At 42.4% G+C, this 16,665-nt stretch carries 14 protein-coding genes; 11 read left to right on the top strand and 3 right to left on the bottom strand.

What is annotated here, in order from left to right; all coding sequences use genetic code 11:
* The first annotated feature begins 106 nt into the window (after positions 1-106).
* The 7 genes from ACG95_RS06760 (at position 107) to ACG95_RS06730 (ending at position 9,396) form a co-directional block, all read left to right on the top strand.
* Positions 107-1,246, top strand: a complete 1,140-nt coding sequence (locus tag ACG95_RS06760) for a hypothetical protein (RefSeq protein WP_047999794.1) — start codon at positions 107-109, stop codon at positions 1,244-1,246.
* Positions 1,247-1,267: 21 nt separating this feature from the next.
* Complete coding sequence (gene wsfD / locus ACG95_RS06755; RefSeq protein WP_047999793.1) at positions 1,268-2,764, top strand: glycan biosynthesis hexose transferase WsfD; 1,497 nt, start codon at positions 1,268-1,270, stop codon at positions 2,762-2,764.
* The gene (locus ACG95_RS14750; RefSeq protein WP_237756469.1) at positions 2,761-4,515 is read left to right on the top strand and encodes a hypothetical protein; all 1,755 of its coding nucleotides are present in this window, start codon (positions 2,761-2,763) and stop codon (positions 4,513-4,515) included. The genes wsfD and ACG95_RS14750 overlap by 4 nt, the downstream gene beginning before the upstream one ends.
* Complete coding sequence (locus ACG95_RS06745) at positions 4,418-5,593, top strand: glycosyltransferase family 2 protein (RefSeq protein ID WP_237756470.1); 1,176 nt, start codon at positions 4,418-4,420, stop codon at positions 5,591-5,593. The genes ACG95_RS14750 and ACG95_RS06745 overlap by 98 nt, the downstream gene beginning before the upstream one ends.
* Complete coding sequence (locus ACG95_RS06740; RefSeq protein ID WP_173425512.1) at positions 5,538-7,661, top strand: cellulose biosynthesis cyclic di-GMP-binding regulatory protein BcsB; 2,124 nt, start codon at positions 5,538-5,540, stop codon at positions 7,659-7,661. The genes ACG95_RS06745 and ACG95_RS06740 overlap by 56 nt, the downstream gene beginning before the upstream one ends.
* Positions 7,651-8,502, top strand: coding sequence for a hypothetical protein (locus ACG95_RS06735; RefSeq protein WP_047999791.1), 852 nt, complete (start codon positions 7,651-7,653; stop codon positions 8,500-8,502). The genes ACG95_RS06740 and ACG95_RS06735 overlap by 11 nt, the downstream gene beginning before the upstream one ends.
* A 246-nt stretch (positions 8,503-8,748) precedes the next feature.
* Positions 8,749-9,396 (top strand): NAD(P)H-binding protein, encoded by a 648-nt coding sequence (locus ACG95_RS06730; RefSeq protein ID WP_047999790.1) that lies wholly within the window; start codon positions 8,749-8,751, stop codon positions 9,394-9,396.
* 102 nt (positions 9,397-9,498) lie between these two features.
* Here ACG95_RS06730 and ACG95_RS06725 read toward each other — a convergent pair whose 3' ends face one another.
* Positions 9,499-9,999 (bottom strand): isochorismatase family protein, encoded by a 501-nt coding sequence (locus tag ACG95_RS06725; RefSeq protein WP_047999789.1) that lies wholly within the window; start codon positions 9,997-9,999, stop codon positions 9,499-9,501.
* Between the two features lie 224 nt (positions 10,000-10,223).
* Between ACG95_RS06725 and ACG95_RS06720 the strand changes: the two genes are divergently transcribed.
* Positions 10,224-10,700 carry a hypothetical protein gene (locus ACG95_RS06720; protein WP_047999788.1) on the top strand — a complete coding sequence of 159 codons (477 nt, stop codon included), beginning with the start codon at positions 10,224-10,226 and terminating at the stop codon, positions 10,698-10,700.
* Between the two features lie 335 nt (positions 10,701-11,035).
* Positions 11,036-11,491, top strand: a complete 456-nt coding sequence (locus tag ACG95_RS06715; RefSeq protein ID WP_047999787.1) for a universal stress protein — start codon at positions 11,036-11,038, stop codon at positions 11,489-11,491.
* Positions 11,492-11,671: 180 nt separating this feature from the next.
* Here the strand turns inward: ACG95_RS06715 and ACG95_RS06710 are convergent, their stop codons facing one another.
* A complete protein-coding gene (locus ACG95_RS06710; protein ID WP_047999786.1) occupies positions 11,672-12,889 on the bottom strand; it encodes an ArgE/DapE family deacylase in 1,218 nt (405 codons plus the stop codon).
* Positions 12,890-13,309: 420 nt separating this feature from the next.
* Here ACG95_RS06710 and ACG95_RS06705 point away from each other — a divergent pair, with 420 nt between their 5' ends.
* Together ACG95_RS06705 and ACG95_RS06700 are read left to right on the top strand one after the other, a co-directional pair.
* Positions 13,310-13,858, top strand: a complete 549-nt coding sequence (locus ACG95_RS06705; protein ID WP_047999785.1) for a YdhK family protein — start codon at positions 13,310-13,312, stop codon at positions 13,856-13,858.
* A 422-nt stretch (positions 13,859-14,280) separates the two neighbouring features.
* On the top strand, positions 14,281-14,997 hold the full coding sequence (locus ACG95_RS06700) for a Tim44 domain-containing protein (protein WP_047999784.1): 717 nt from the start codon (positions 14,281-14,283) through the stop codon (positions 14,995-14,997).
* 201 nt (positions 14,998-15,198) lie between these two features.
* On the opposite strand, the gene ACG95_RS06695 is transcribed toward ACG95_RS06700, so the two are convergent.
* Positions 15,199-16,383, bottom strand: coding sequence for an O-antigen ligase family protein (locus ACG95_RS06695; RefSeq protein ID WP_237756468.1), 1,185 nt, complete (start codon positions 16,381-16,383; stop codon positions 15,199-15,201).
* Positions 16,384-16,665 lie beyond the last annotated feature (282 nt).

Below are 16,665 nucleotides of genomic sequence, written 5' to 3'. Positions count from 1 at the left end.
TAAGTTGTTTTGGGACTTTCAACCTTTAGTGACTAAATAAAGGTGACCAATTCGTTAATATTGATTGTGGTACTGGACTTATCTGGAAGTAGAAAAGGAGATATTCATGAAAGTAGGGCAAAGACTGCTGTTCATTATCGTTGCTGGAGTGTCATTACTTCTTAGCGGTTGTGGACGCAGAGCAGTTACTGGGACAGCTCCCAAGACTGAACCAACCACGTTTGTTCGCTCAACAACTTTACATACAGCGACTGATCAACGAAACCAACAACAACTGGCTAATTTTATTAAAACTAAGATGGCAACTAGTCAGGGGATTTATACCAATTATGTGGATACGACCAAACGACAAACTGCTGCCGCTACCGGTCACGAGATGTTAAGTGAATCGGCTGGGATGTGGCTGACGTATTTAGCACAACATCATCAATACAAAGCTTTTCGGACCTTTTATCAAGCAACTGTCAAGACGTTTGGCGATAACGGCCAATTTAGTTATCGCTATGATCCGCGGACCAAGAAAAAATTTGCGGTGAATGCGACACTGGATGACTTACGAATTATCCGGGCATTGAATCTCTATGACGCGCTTACTAAGACTAAGCACTATCAGCAAACGGCGGCCAACCATTTTGCGGCGTTGTCGCAAGGGGCTATTAAGAATGGTCAGTTGACGGACTTTTACGATGTTCAAACCAAGCAGGCGGCTACAACGTTAAGTTTGGCTTACGTTGATCTAAAAGCCCTGCACTACTATGAGAATCAGACCACTAAACAAAAGCAAGCTTATCAGCAACAACTCAAGGTAATTCAAAATGGCTATTTAGGCGATGTATTTCCTTTGTATGCAGCAAGTTATAACCGGGATACCAAAGCATATTCTGCTAAAAACTTGAACACATCAGAAGCGTTAGAAGTACTTTTGCATTTAGCAGAAGTGGGTAAGCTGAAAGCAGCTAGCTTGAGTTGGTTACAGCAACAAGTGGCTAACAAAGACTTAGCTAACAGTTATTCGACGGCTGGAAGTGTGGTTGATAGTGGCTCGTCGGTTGCTAACTATGCTTTGGCGGCAATGATCTTCTCCTTAGAAAAAGATCAAGCACACTACCGACAAGCCATGCAACTGGTTTGGGCAGGTCAAGTGGTGCAGAAAACTAGTGCCATCTATGGGGGCATTGGCGATGCGAAAACACTGCAGAGTTATTCCTACAGTAATTTAACCGCGCTAAATGCAGCTGATTTTTAAACAGCGAGGGGGGCTGGCGAAATGGTACGAGTAAAACAAACGATTCAGCGTAGCGGTCAATTAGTTGCGCGCTATCTATCACCAGCCTTACTGGCGACCATCTTGGCGGCTATCATTGTCGGTCTTCTGCTATTTGTTGAACCCATTCATGGGTTAGCTGATAATGGTGATTACTACCGAGCAATTTTTGTGAACGGTCTTTATAAATTTAAAAATTACCATATGCTCAGCTATGTCAATCCGAAGCTGGGAATCATGCAGTATTACAACGAAACAACGGCTGCAGTGTTCTCATCACAACCGTTATTTGTCAAGGCGGCGGTGTTTTTAAATAAACTGTTCTACAGTCATCACGTCTTTGATCTCCGTTTTATGGGCTTGGTTTACTACGTACCTTATCTCGGGGGTATTTATCTGTTGACGGAAGGCTTAACTCATCCTTATCGGAAGTTTCGCAGTTATTTGATTGCACTGTTGGTGGTGTTTATCTTTGCCGATTCCTCTTTTACACTCTATTTCAACTCGTTCTTCGCGGAACCGGGCATGTTCGTTTTGACAATCTATATGTTTGCATCGATCCTCTTACTGGCTAGGCACCGCTATCAGCATGAGTTATGGCTGATTATCTTGTACTTTGTCAGTGTCATGCTGTTGATTGCGAATAAGCAGCAAAATGCACCGTTAGCATTGAGTTTTGTCGTCGTGAGCCTTGGCCTATTCAGCGTGATTCGGCATCGTGCGCAATGGTTGTGGCTAGGTCTAGGAATTACCGGTATCTTAGTGACTGGGGTATTGACCTATACCTTAATTACTAAGCAGTTCAATGACATCAACAAGTACCAAGCTTTTACGCACGGGGTTCTGATGCATACCACTGATCCCAGTAAGAAAATCAAGAAGCAGGGTATCAGTGAGCAGTATGCACTGATACAGGGGCAAGACTACTATCCGAAGAACTTTACGGCCATTCAACCAAGCTCGGCTTACGTGCAGAAGCATTTAAATAATCAATATAGTTTTATGTGGATCGTCGAATACTACTGGCATAATCCGCAGCAGTTTCAAGCACAATTGGATGTTGTGGCCGAGGACATGATGATTACGCAGGTGAAAGCGGTGGGCGACTATACGCAAGCTGCTGGAAAACCGGCTGGTGCGCAGGTGACGTATTTTACGGGTTTTAGTACTATGGCAGGCGCATTCTTTCCACAGAAATTTGCGTTTGATCTCTTACTGGCTGTTGCGTTGGCGTTAGTCTTTGGTGTTGGTGCTTATCAGGATTTAAAACGTCACCGTTCCGCTGGTGTCTTGCGTTTCTTCTTGGTGATTGGACTACTGACCATTTTTATCTTCGTTCCAATTATTTCGATTATTGGGGATGGCGATGCCGATCTGGCAAAACATCTCTTCATGGTGCCAATGAGTTTAGATTTGATTTTAGTCATGTTTATCGCAGATATTTTGAATCATCGGTTGTGGGACACAGCCGGTGAGATTGGAAAGGACCGGGGGCAATGAAAATCAAACGATTAGGATTTTGGTTGCTCTTGATCTGTGGGATATGGCTGGGATGGGCAACCACACTGACGGCCCAAGCGAGTACGCAGCGGGTCTTGATTGTCTATGACGCCATTAACCCGACCGTAAATGGTCAAAAAAAATTGGATGGCCTGCAGCGGCTGTTTACCAGTATCGGTTTAAAGGCGCAAACAGAACGTTTAAGCGATTACTATGCGGGGCAACTCACGACTAAAAAATATCAGGGCGTCGTGACGTTAGTGAATTGGCCACAGGGGCATTTAACTAACGCAGCGTTTGTCAAGGATCGTCAAGCTTTTACTGGAACGCAATTGCATGTCGGTCAATCGTTGAGTCAAACTGAAGCGGATGCTTTACACAGCAAGCGTCATCAGCTTTATCATCAGCAGTTCAGTCTGTACGATGGGACGCAGCATCAGTTGTTACCCTTTAGCGATGATATCACGATACTGACGGCAACTGGCTCTGGGGTTCAGACGGTTGGCCAGTTAACGACACAGGCGCCGGTTCAACATAAATATGCGTACGGTACAATTCGGGGGCAATATGGCTATTTGCCAAACTTTTCGGCTAGCGGCTTTAGTTTTGTGGTGGCTAGTCGGATGGTAGCCCAATTATTTCATCAAACGACGAGCAATCGGCCACTACTCACGATTACAGGAGTGACGCCCTATACTGATTTAAAACAATTGACGCGAGTGAGTCACGCCTTGAAACGTGCGAACATCCCGTTTGCCGTTAGTACCACTTCGACAGCGGAAAATACGACGATGCACGCGTTTCAGACTTTTACAGCTAGTTTACGACAGGTTGAATTAGATGGTGGTGTGGTATTCTTGCAGGCGCCCTACGTTGGAACGGCGAATGCTCAGAGTGGGAACACTCTGGATCAGACGATGGTGGCGCAATTAAATCAGTTGGGACAACGGCAGGTATTTCCGGTTGGCATCAGTGCAAGCAATTTTTGGAATCAAGATGAAATTTTACGGCGTTACGGACTTCAACATGCTAACCACGTCATCTTATTACCTGATCCAACGACTACGACTTTTGCTAAGCAGGATAATCTTGGAACCACGTTTACTTCGGCTCACTATGGGTTGAGCTTGGCGTCACTTCAAAGTGTCAAAAATGGGCAGGAAGTCACGCAGGCTGATTTAAGATTTGCGATGCCAACAGCCATTACGGTGGCCCTGCCAGATTCATCTAAAGGCGTTACTGCAATGCTTAAACGAATCACTAATACGTCGTTGACGTGGGAAAATCCAGCGACTAGTTGGCAAACACAGATCGATAGTGCGTCCGCAAGCTTCCAGTATCGACTGGGGCAGTATTATCTTAATGGTCGGCAGGTTACGGTTAAAACTAAGGCTAGTGGCGTGCCACGTTACCAACCCAAGGTGAAGACGAAGGTCTTACTTAGTCGCTTCTTCCAGCTACAAGGATGGGTCTTATTCGGTTTCTTCACGGTGACAACTATTGTGTTAGTGATTTTCTTAGTACTGGGTCGGACGAGTTTATCGACGAATGTTTATGCGAAAGTAGGAGGATTTTATGAGTTGGTTAGATGTCTTAGTTTTTATCGCCATCTTGGTGATTTGGGGAATTCTAGTCGTCAATCTTATTTTGACGATGGCGGGTTACTGGCACTATTTAAAATTAGCGCGGACGCCAACGCCACAGTTGCCAGCAGCGGCACCATTCGTGTCCATCATGGTCCCCGCGCATAACGAAGGTGTGGTAATTGTTCGAACGGTACTGTCATTATTGAACTTTGATTATCCGCATGATCGCTATGAAATTCTAGTGATCAACGATAACTCCAGTGATAATTCGGCAGAGTTGTTGGCACAGATTCAACAGACTTACCCGGAACGGAATCTAACGGTGATCAATACTGATGCTGAAACGGGTGGTAAGGGAAAATCAAATGCGTTAAACATTGCGTTGGCACAGGCTAAGGGAACCGTGATCTCCGTTTACGATGCGGACAATACGCCAGAACGGGATGCACTACGGATTCTGGTTGCAGAACTGCTTCAAGATGATCAGTACGGTGCGGTGATTGGCAAGTTTCGGACGCGTAATAAGAACGCTTCGCTACTAACCCGCTTCATCAATGTCGAAACGTTGTCCTTTCAGTGGATGGCGCAGGCCGGACGTTTACAGCTATTCAAACTCTGTACGATTCCGGGTACCAACTACGTGATTCGCCGGGACCTGTTAGAAGACATCGGTGGCTGGGATACTAAGGCGTTGGCTGAAGATACTGAAATTAGTTTCCAAGTCTACCGTCGGGGCTATCGCATTAACTTCCAGCCACTTGCGGTCACTTGGGAACAGGAACCGCAGACTTTGGATGTGTGGTTTCATCAGCGAACGCGCTGGGTGAAGGGAAACATCTATGTCATCCTGAAGAATCTCGGGCTAGTTTTTAGCAAGGAAGGTAACCGGATTCGGTTCGATTTATTGTACTTTTTGTCAGTCTACTTCTTGTTAATGACGTCGTTAATTTTGTCAGATTCGGTGTTTGTGCTTTCGGTGGCGGGAATTGCGCATTCTAGTTTGCTAGGATTCAATAATTCATTGTGGATTTTTGCTATTGGTTTATTCGTCATTAGTACGTTTGTAACGATTACGACTGAAAAAGGGGAAATGACGTTTAGTAATCTGTTGATCATAATATTTATGTACGTTGTCTATAGTCAGATGTGGCTAGCGGTGGCGGCATTTGGAATGGTGGGGTATATTCGTGAACAAGTCTTTCATCAACAAGCGAAATGGTATAAGACCAAACGCTATCAATAAACTTATTGTCGGGATTCTAAGCCTTTGTGTCATGATGGCTTTCGGTGGTAACGTCCAAGCGAAAAATGAGACGGCTGACTTAACCTATACGCAGCCGTTTCAAAATACCACCACGACGCTTTCTGGACAGGCTGTCAGTATGAGTACGTATTTTATCAAAATGGACTACTGGAATGTCAAGAAAGCGACGTTAAATTTAAGCTTTCAAATTTCACAGTTATCCAGCCGGCAGACTTCGGATCTAACGGTGGCGGTGAACGGGGTCAAATTCTATTCGTTCCGTCCTGACAAGGAGACGGGCTTACAAACGAAGAGTATCGAGATTCCACTACGTTTGTTGCAGGGGCAAAATCAAATTACGCTTTCTGGTCAGATCCTGAATCAGAAAGGTAAGACCAATTATCGGGTTGCTCAGACGCCCGCCAATTGGTTGACGGTGGATAGTCGTTCGACGGTTAATTTTGCCTATCAGCTGATAGCGCCAACGGCAAATATCGATTCCTTCTATGACCATTTTTCGGGGCCAGACACGATTGCCAATCAGAACAGTGTCATTCGGGTGCCGGAACAAGCGACCAATGCGGAATTAACGGCTAGTATGTATGCTTTAACGGGTGAATCACGGGTGATTACGACTGAAAATCAGCAAATTCCAGTTACACCCTTCAGTACGAAGAGTGGTCAGGACGCGGATTATCAGCTGATTATTGCGAAGTATGACCATTTACCAGCTGAATTCAAACGGCAAGTGTCGAGTCAGTCAGTAGCGAAAGCGGCGCAAATTCAACGCTATGACTCTGGTCAGAAGCATTATCTGATTGTGACTGCGACAACAGATAAAGGCTTGGAAAAAGCAGCTCGGTTCGTGGCGAATCAGGAGCTGATGACTGAGACCAAGTATTCTAGCGAAACGGTCACGGAAAAGACGAAGACGTTTACGTCGGAACTACATTACAATGGGCATTACCAGTTAACCAGTTCCGCCGATAAGATTACTGGTGCTGGCCATCAGGAGCGCAGTTACTTTGTAAACCTGCCCATTGATCGTAATAATGCGGATGGTTCTACGGTCACTTTGAAGTTGCGGTACGCGAAGAACTTGAACTTTAAGAATTCTTTGGCGACGGTTTACGTGAACGATACAGCGATTGGGTCGAAACGGCTGACGGCTAAACGGGCTGACGGTGACTCGTTAACAGTTCATTTACCTAAAGGAATGGCATTAGGTCACAGCTTTACGGTGCGAGTGGCCTTTGACTTACCAATGAGTACGAGTACGACGGCCAATGATTCGCAGACGCCGTGGGCTAGTGTTGAGAGTGGCTCGTATGCTAATGTTAAGTCGGCTACGGGGAACACATTATTGTTCAGTAATTACCCTAGCTTGTTTTTGAAGAATCAGACGTATGATCATCTGGCGGTTATGCGTCCGAAGACATTAACGACAGCTGATTTTCAAACGCTCACGAATATTTTTAATTTGATTGGGAACTACGCCCAGCAAAATACGGGCACAATCCAATTTTATACCAAGACACCTAGCAAGAAAGTTTTGAAAAATGCGAACGTGATTGCTTTTGGAACGCCTAAACAAACACCGTTGATTCGACAGTTGAATAATCAGTTGTATTTCCAATATAATACGTCGGAGACTGGGTTTGTTTCCAACGAAAAGTTGAGCCTAGAAACACGTTACGCGAAGACGGTGGGGACAGCACAGCTACTACGCTCACCGTATAATTCTAAACGGGGGCTACTAGTCGTTACGGGTGGAACGAGTAATGCGACGTATCTCGCGTCAACTCAGATCAACTATCAACGAAACATTCAACAGTACACGGGTGATGCGATTGTGGTTGATCCGGATAATAATCATTACGGGTACCGCTTTAAGAAAGACAAGTGGATTGATGCTAAATTAAACACGGACTTAGTGTTGCAACAACATCGTCAATTATTGATTTATTTATCCATTGCTGGTGGTATCATGCTACTGATCTTGGTGATGATTGGGTTCTTATGGCACAAGCACAGCGGTCCACAAAGGAGGCAGCGACATGCAAAATAATAACCACGAAACGGTGATTACTGACCTATACTTGCTGGCCTTTTTAGCGGGGATGAGTGTGCTGGCCGTTGCGATGGCGCTGACTAGCCCGTTGTTGATTAATACAGCTTTTCTTGGTGTAACGCTAGTCTTGATTCTGATGACCTATTTCCAAGGAATCGTTGCGGGAATGGTGGTCAACTTTGGGTTTATCTTCCTTCAAGCTTTGGTTATGATCTATCTCAACGAGACTCGCGCTACGGGGTTTCCGTGGGAACTGAGTTTTTGGCTAGTATTACCGATTTGGTTGTCCGTCAGTTTTTATGGTATGACGGCACATCTACGGCATTTACAAGCAGTCAATGCCAAGTTAAAGGCGGATTTAGTTGAACGAGGGGCTTTCGATGCTGATACCAATCTGCGAACCATGGTCTCTTACATTGAGGATACCGCGGTCTTTACGGAAACTAATCGGCGCTTTGAGTTGCCTGTCACCACGATGATTGTCCGGATTCGATACTTTCAAGAAATACGCAGTATGATGAGTGATAATCAGTTACGTAGTTTGCTGACCGTTATTTCGGATACTATCAAAGCGGCTATGCGTAGTAATGATATTACTTATTTGATTGATCATAACAATCCAACGTGGGCGGTCTTGTTATTTACAGACGTTGACGGGGCTAATATTGCGGCCAATCGGATTAAGTCCAAGTTCACTGAGGCCGCGCAAAGTGACGTTGACTTGGCTAATCTAGATATCAGATTAGTCGTCGGGGTTGCAAGTTGGGACAGTGAAACGATGAAGGATCCGTATGACTTAATGAATGCCGGGATTAAGGCTACCGAGTATGATGTTTAGGTAAATGTTAAATATGACAGTAAAGGCCCGTATGCCGGGCCTTTACTGTCTAAAAATATCATAATTTAGTATTTATCTGATAGGACTGTTGATACTGGCACAGATGAATTTAGCAATCTGAAAGATAAATGTTGAAAAATTCAAACTTTATCCTTGCCTTGAAGTGAACTTTAAGGTTTAAGCTAAGTACTGAATTAAAGTTGAGTATCAGCTATGCCAACAGTTGTTAATAGGAGGAATTGTATAATGAAAAAAGTCTTAATTCTAGGTGCCAACGGTCAGATTGCTCGGTTAGTAACGCAACGAGTATTGAACGAACAGCCCAACGTGGCATTGACTCTTGTCTTACGGAATAGTCAGCGGTTGAGTGACTTTGCAGCTAATGATCGCGTAACCCTAGTTGATGGTGATTTGGCCGATTATGAGTTGATTAATCGTGCCATGCAGGGGCAGGATCTTGTCTATGTGGCAATGGTGGATCATACGGCCGACAATATCATTACGAAAAACGTGGTGAAGGCCATGCAGGCTAACCACGTTGAACGAGTTGTTGAGTCCAGTTTGTTAGGTTTATATAATGAAGTTCCGGGTGAATATGGTCGCTGGAACTACGAGATGGTTAAGTCAGGATTACAAGCCGCGATTAATGCCGATCAATTGTTAGCGGAATCTGGTTTGTCATATACAACTTTACGGTTTCCATGGTTGAATGACCGCGATGAAGTCAAGTATCTTGTGACACACAAGCATGATCCATACTTAGGTGTTTCAGGATCACGGCAGAGTATGGCCGATGTAATTGTGAAAATCATTGCTGATCCGGGCTATCTGAACAATGATAGCGTGGGGATTGCCGACGCGGATACACAGGGAGAAACGCGGCCGGTATATTAAAGTGATGAATTGGCAAAAAATTATTAATTTTTAAATTAAAATCTCCAGTTAAAAGACAGTTATAAATTGTCTTTTAACTGAAGATTTTTTGATGACGTAAAGTTAATTTAACGGCGTAGTGACATCCACAAATTCACCAAATCGGTGTTCCCAGATGTGGGCATGATGCTGTTTGATCATACTGGCTGATAAATAATTAGTATCCATCGTCGTAATACCATCGATTAAGAGGTCAATCTTAAATCCTAGATGAAAGGCGATCCGTGTCGTGGTGTCAACACAGAATTCGACCTGTGCGCCACAAATTTCAATGTGTCTTAGCTGGTTCATTTTTAGAAAAGATTCAAGTCCCGTTTGATAGAAAGAATCGGGTTGCGTTTTAATGAAATAAGTATCGGTTCCCTGAGCATGGATTTCAGGAAAGAGCTGCCAATTCTGGCTGGCAACTTCCATCCCCGGTTCGGTATGCTGAATGAAAATAATCGGTCGGTTTAAAGCACGGTATTGATCGATGCGGTGGTTGATGGTGTCAATAACCTGATCACGTTGTGCTAGTTCCTGTAACGCTTGCTGCATGTCAATTACAATTAGTGCTTGAGCCATATGAATACACTCCATTCTTGAACGTTTGATAACAGCATAGCACTTTTATGATGAATCGGTGCATTTCTTTGTGAACTGTAGTTTGATAGTAGTTTATAAAGTTACTTCAAGAATACTTAAAGTGAGGTCAATAGCTAAAAAACTACACTTATAAAATTATAATTACATTCTTTTGTTTAGATGGTATTATTAATTATAACAAAATTTATTTAAGGGGAATAATTTTGAAAGAAAATTTAAAAGTTGCACGGCAAGAACTAAAGGTTAAGAGTAGGCCTTATCAGGTATATGGTTATTATTTAGGTATTCCAATCATGCTCATTATTATCATGGCTGCTGCTCTTCTGGGATTCGATAATATTCGACTTAATGGTGTCATACTTATATTAACGGTAATTGCTAACTTTACTGCAAGTAAATTGGCCTTAGTATCGAAAAGAAAGTATGTTGCGCCGGTCTTAGTGTACGTTTCAAACGTGATTTCATTGTTACTGCTTCCAGTATTAACGAATGATATCGCAAATGGGGGTAACGGGGATAATTACCTTGCACTAATGGGTTTAATTCTGGTTCCAATTGAAGTAATAATAATTGTATTTTTTTTGATCAGTGCAAATGATATCAAGAAAGCTTATCCAACCATGAAACAAGATTCAAAAGATGCACGCCAAAATTACGTGGCGGCGAAAAAGAATAAATAGGCATGAACTTAATGTGGTCTCTCTGAGGTAGCGTAAATCTACTTTAGAGGGACCACACTATTTTTAAAGTAAAAAAGCTAATTAATTTTTATGCTCTTAAGCGGAGAGTGAAGAAAAATGTAAATTAACCATCTTAATTGGCTAAATTAACCGTCTTGTTTTGATAACCTGATATTAACTGTGTAATCATTAAATAGGAGCATTAATATAGCCGAACGGCGCACGTGACTATATTGAACAGTGAACTAAACTGCAGTGATACGTTGATTAAAATTGATAGCGCTGGATTGTTTAAGTGGTTAGAATAGTGTCTGTTGTTTCAGGAGGAACCAAATATGAAAGATAATGTGATTTTAGTAGCGGTTGATAGTACGCACCGATCCTTATCGATTGTAAAACAAGCAGCTATGTTAGCGATTCGCTTACAAAAAGCGCTCTACCTAGTGCACGTTGTGGATACCAAAGAATGGCCAGGATTGGCAGCACAGCGACGTGAAGAGTCACTAGCACGATACTTTAATCGTAATTTTTACAAAGTGGGGACTGAGCTTGGTGTTAAGCATGTTATTTCAACTGTCATTTACGGTAATCCGTCAAAAAGATTAACCAAGTTATCAAATCTAAATAATGTTGCAATGATTATCATGGGAGCAAGTGGTCGCCATTGCATCGGTTCGCTATCAGTAATGGGGCACACGACGATGTACGTCACTAGGTGGTCAAAGAAAAATGCGATTATTGTGCGTGAACCGGCGGCCTTGCCTCTGCCTTTAGCCGCTGCATTAGCTTAACGTTGAAATTACTAACTGGTTTGTTTCGAATGAGAAGTCCGAAGTTTACTGAAAAAAAGTTTCAATTGTTGATAAATAACGAGATAAAATAGCCGTCTGAGAATGGATAAAAATCCAACTTCAGACGGCTATTTAAATTGATCATGTATCAGTCAAATATTTAATTTGGTATTAACAAATTTAGGCTAAATACTGTTTAAAGAGTTCTTGATAGATTTCGATAAAATCAAAATACATCTGTTGCGAGGTGTACTCATTATCTTGATGTTGCGTATCATTACCAGGACCGAAGACGGCGTAGTCAAATCCGACTGGTTGATCAACCAAGTATTGCGAAGCGTCGGTCCCACCAGAAGCACTCATGGTTAGGATTTCAGTTGCGGAGAATGGCATATCAATCATTTTGAGCAATGCGGCATCACGTTTCATTTCTTCTGGACTGAGATTCTGATGAGCCATATATGGTTGACCAACAGCTTGAATCAGCTTGATCAGTTTAGAATCTTGGTTACCTTCAGTTGAGATGACGTCCATATCGACGGTTAATTCAACTTGACCATTACTTGACTGGTTGTAATCGGCTAAGGCAGTTTGTAGAGCAGCCACAATTTTAGCGTTAGGTAATTCAGGGATGGTCCGTAAATTGATCTGGGCTGTTGCTAGACCTGGAATGGCGTTAACCTGGTTACCACCATTAATGACATCGACGTTATACAAGGTTTCACCCATCACGGTATTAGTAACGCCAGTGGATAGTTTATCAAAAGTAGTGCGCATCAATTGCAAGGCCTGTAAGAGGTGTTCAACGGCATTATTACCCAGTTTAGGCATTGAGCTGTGGGCAGCTTTACCTTTAGAAGTGACGGTTAGATTAAGTTGGCCCTTGTTGGCACAAATAATCCGGTAGCCAGTTGGTTCGCCGACTAGCATGGCTGAAACATCTTTCATGTAGCCATCTGCAGTTAATTGTTCCGAACCAATCTGACCGACTTCTTCACCCGCAGTTGCTAAAAACTTGAGAGTTCCTTTTAATGGAACCTTGTTCTGTTTGAGAGTAATTAGTGCGATGGTGATAGCAGCTAAACCATCTTTCATATCAGCAACACCACGGCCGTAAAGGTTATCGCCTTTTTGAACGACTTCAAAAGGATCACTGTCCCAGTTTTGGGCTTCGACATCCACGACATCCATGTGACCGGCAACACCCAGTACGGGTTCGCCTTGTCCTAAAGTAGCGACCAAGTTGGCGCGATTGCCACCTAATGGCAGGATTTTGCTTTCAATCCCGGCTTGGTCAAATAAATTTTTTAAGTATTGTGCGACTTCTAATTCGTTATCGTTAACTGATCGAATCTTAACTAAATCGGATAAAATTTTCATGGCATCTGGTTGATTCATAACGTAGCCTCCTTAAGCTACTAACGTTATAGCACTTACTTGTTGGTTATCACAAGTAAAAGATTATGGACATAATCGAATAAATTAAGCAACTGATTTAGACTTTTAGGGTTAATAAGATAAAGGGCTGAAAAATATCAATTATTGGCCACGATAATCTTTGTAGGACTGCTAGATAGGGATACTAGTGGCTGCTGTCCGGAGATGTTTGAAGGCCATTTTATAAATCGTTTTTGTAAATTAACTGAGTGAATAATATGGTGGTGTTGCTTTGATAAAAAGGACTCATGTCATGTACGATTTAATTGTAGGCAGGAAAAGGAGGCGCTGTGAGAATGAAGCAACTAGTGGTGCTGAAGTGAATGAATGCAAGCATAGTTAGGTTAAAGATACAGGTTTTTAGGGGGATAGACGTTAAATATGAAAAAATTTAAATTAGCTGTTACGGTAATGACGTTGGGGTTAGCTTTGTCGGCTTGTGGAACGAGTGGCAATGCGAACAAGAAAAGTAGTAGTAGTTCAGAAAGTAGTACGAGTACTAAGACGACTACGAAGTCGCAAGCTAAAATTAGTGGGTTAACGAAGGATAAAAATCCCAAGTATAAAGTTGGCAGTTGTGTGAAGATGTCAGCAACGCATATGGCAGGCATGAAGGGTGCTAAAGCTACGGTCGTCGGTGTCTATCAAACAAAATTATATGAAGTTAACTTCAAATCAACGAAAACTAATAAGATGGTTAAAAACCATAAGTGGATCACTAAGAATGAATTAGGCGGTGATCATAAGAGTTATCACGTTGGTGAGAAAATCACCTTGTTAACTAATCATATGGCCGGAATGGAAGGTGCCCACGGGACGATTACTGCGGTTAATCCAGGTCCAGCGTATGAGGTTAACTTTACACCAACAACTGGTGGGAAAATGGTGAAGAATCATAAGTGGTTGGCACAGGATGAACTCTATAAATAAACTTCAACGGTTAATGAAATGACTAAATTAATAACCAGTCTGTGAAAAGTTGCGATTTCACAGACTGGTTATTTTATATCTCACAAATTGGTTTAAGTTGTATACGTTTGAATTAACTTTTGCAGTGGCTGCATTGCATCTTGGTTAATTTGACTATCATTAAGCTCTGTAACTCAACGATACAAAAACTTTACAAATATTTTGGAGAACCCATGATACAATTTAAAGAATCTATTAAAAATGTACAGTACTGTATAGTGATAGTTTATAGGATTTCATTATGGTGAGGCTAGTAGTAAATCATCTATGAGCAATGACTGCAATCGTGATTATGTGTAGCGCTGATATTAGTGGCAGTGTGAGCTGGTACAAGCAAGTTGTGTTTAGGTAGAGTATAAGATCAAAAATGGGGGCGTTTTATTTTGAAAAAGTGGTTTTCAACAGTTAGCTTGAGCGTGTTGGTAATGTTGCTGATATGCCCAGTCGTGGCATTCGCTAGAGCTGGTGGCAGTACTAGTGGAAATAATAGTGGGGGTAATGGTGGCACATCAACGGGTGCGTATACATCCAATACATACGATAATTCATATGATGATTATAATCGTCGTGGTTACTACGGGCGGAATTATTATAGTCCGATAGCTATGGTTGTTTTTGGCGGGATTGTCGTCCTTTCCTTTGTTCCAGTGTTTCTACGTACCAGAAAACAATATCGATTTAACCGCGTGCATCCTAATAATGTGATGTCAGTCTCGACAGATGTTCAAACCGAATTCGAAACGCTTTTTTATCAAGTTGAAACGGCATGGACGACTAACGATATACAAACGTTACGAGGTGTTATGTCATCGCGGTATTTTCGTAAGCAGCGACGAATATTGAGGCGGTATGCAAAGAAACATAAGCGTGATCAGTTAGAGGGATTGGTGATCCTTGAATTAGGACAAGAACGCACTAAATTTTCCAAAAAGCTTAAAATCGTGGTTACGGCTCAGGCGCGTGATTATTTTCAGTATGACAATCAATCGGCGGCGTATAACCAGAATCTGTACGATAATGCGTATATTGAACGCTTTACTGAGGTGTGGGAGCTTTGCCGGGTCAATCAAAAGCTGATAGTTACTAGTATTAGACAATAAATTGCTTTTGACGAAATAACTTGGGTACCTATGGGGACTGTTTTAGGTAGCATGAAAGTTGTCAGTGAAAAAGACGACTCTAAGAAGCTATTCAGCCAGTGATTACAGGAATATGATTGATCCTAAAAATAAATAAAAAGAGATTTCCAATCATCCACATTACTCTGTAGAATGATTGGAAATCTCTTTTTGTCATTAGTCTTAAGCTGGACTGATAACGGCATGCTGTTCATGACGCCAGGCTGCCACTATCATTAAAACGATGATTAAGACTTGCATGGAAGACAGGACAAAATCCGTGATACCGTATGCCAAAATTAACGGTAACGTCATCATGAAGTATCGTAAATTTGGTGATTGTTGGTATTGTTGCCAGTTACGGCTAATGTGCCAACCACTGCGAACAACGAGGTATATGAAGCCGGCGCCGCCCAGAATCCCAAACGAAGCTAATAGCATTAATAGGATGTTGTGGGCATGTGGAACGGAGGCCCCTGTTAACTGTAAATAATTTTGGGCAAAACCAAAGTAAGTGACGCCCAGCAATGGTGCCTGCTTGAATAAATCAAAACTATTTTGCCAGATATTAAGCCGCGATTGCCACGCACTGGTTGCTGAGGTTACTCGTGGTAAATTAAGCCAGAGAAAACTGGCACAACCAATTAAGGCGCCTGTGATCCACCAACGATAGCGATGCAAGCATTGGTAAGCAACGACAATTAATAGCGTAAACATTAATATTAAGCCGGTACGTGACTGGGTTTGATAAATGCCGAGACAGAGTAGCCCCGCTAATAACCAGTTGATCAGTGGTAGTGGCGTCACAGGATGCTCGGTATGATGTGTCAATTGTGTGAGCAATAATCCTAGCGCAATTAACAATAGGCAACAGGCATCATTGGGATTGTAGGCGGAGCCGAATAACCGATCTTGGTTCGCCGCGTACCCCCATAATAAATCACCAAGTAAGAATTTGAGCCAATTAGGTAAGGTCACGGCTTGATTGAGCCATTGAAAGCCAAAACCGCTAATTGTAATATACAATCCAAATTGAATGATGAATTGTCGAAGCTCATGCCAAGCAATGATTTGAGTTGATTGCCGGCATAATAACCACAAATTGAGTAATACAAATAACATTAGTGCGGATAGCCAGACGCTACGATAATCGTGATGATTTAGATTGAGGGCGGTAACCCCCATTAATAGTAGAATGAAGCCCAACAGTGGGTCACGGCGCCCAAATGTACGGGGATGTCGAAGTAAGGATAACCACTGCCAGCGGCTTAAGTAGATCAGCCATGCAATACCGACGGGTGGTAAAACTGCCAGTAGCCGTAATCCAGTTAAGAACGGGTTCGTGGTAAACGTATGTTTCTTCATCATTAAGCAAAACTTTCTTTCATTTAGAGGATAATGACGTCTACCGAGATGACGTGGATTTTATTATGGCACTGGGGTTGTGAAGAAATTGTGATGTTAATGAAAACTTAGGCGATTTGACCAGAATTTAGTAACCTTCAGGAAAACTTTACTCGCTGAATACGCATTCAAGGGGAAGCATGGTAAAATATGGTTAGTTAAGCTGAAACTTAAAGCTAGATGATCATAATAATATTGAGTGCGAGGTTGTCATGAATGCTCAAGCAGTATCTGTAGTTGGTTTTA

It is taken from the genome of Lactiplantibacillus herbarum, assembly GCF_001039045.1.
GTDB classification, from domain to species: Bacteria; Bacillota; Bacilli; order Lactobacillales; family Lactobacillaceae; genus Lactiplantibacillus; species Lactiplantibacillus herbarum.
Note: the sequence above shows the minus strand (reverse complement) of the source record. Positions and strands in the feature narration are given on the sequence as shown.

What these genes read in the sequence shown, in the direction of transcription:
- ACG95_RS06760 (WP_047999794.1), top strand. Translation starts at nt 107, where the DNA reads ATGAAAGTAGGGCAAAGACTGCTGTTCATTATCGTTGCTGGAGTGTCA.
- wsfD (WP_047999793.1), top strand. Translation starts at nt 1,268, where the DNA reads ATGGTACGAGTAAAACAAACGATTCAGCGTAGCGGTCAATTAGTTGCG.
- ACG95_RS14750 (WP_237756469.1), top strand. Translation starts at nt 2,761, where the DNA reads ATGAAAATCAAACGATTAGGATTTTGGTTGCTCTTGATCTGTGGGATA.
- ACG95_RS06745 (WP_237756470.1), top strand. Translation starts at nt 4,418, where the DNA reads ATGGCGGGTTACTGGCACTATTTAAAATTAGCGCGGACGCCAACGCCA.
- ACG95_RS06735 (WP_047999791.1), top strand. Translation starts at nt 7,651, where the DNA reads ATGCAAAATAATAACCACGAAACGGTGATTACTGACCTATACTTGCTG.
- ACG95_RS06730 (WP_047999790.1), top strand. Translation starts at nt 8,749, where the DNA reads ATGAAAAAAGTCTTAATTCTAGGTGCCAACGGTCAGATTGCTCGGTTA.
- ACG95_RS06725 (WP_047999789.1), bottom strand. Translation starts at nt 9,999, where the DNA reads ATGGCTCAAGCACTAATTGTAATTGACATGCAGCAAGCGTTACAGGAA.
- ACG95_RS06715 (WP_047999787.1), top strand. Translation starts at nt 11,036, where the DNA reads ATGAAAGATAATGTGATTTTAGTAGCGGTTGATAGTACGCACCGATCC.
- ACG95_RS06710 (WP_047999786.1), bottom strand. Translation starts at nt 12,889, where the DNA reads ATGAATCAACCAGATGCCATGAAAATTTTATCCGATTTAGTTAAGATT.
- ACG95_RS06705 (WP_047999785.1), top strand. Translation starts at nt 13,310, where the DNA reads ATGAAAAAATTTAAATTAGCTGTTACGGTAATGACGTTGGGGTTAGCT.
- ACG95_RS06695 (WP_237756468.1), bottom strand. Translation starts at nt 16,383, where the DNA reads ATGATGAAGAAACATACGTTTACCACGAACCCGTTCTTAACTGGATTA.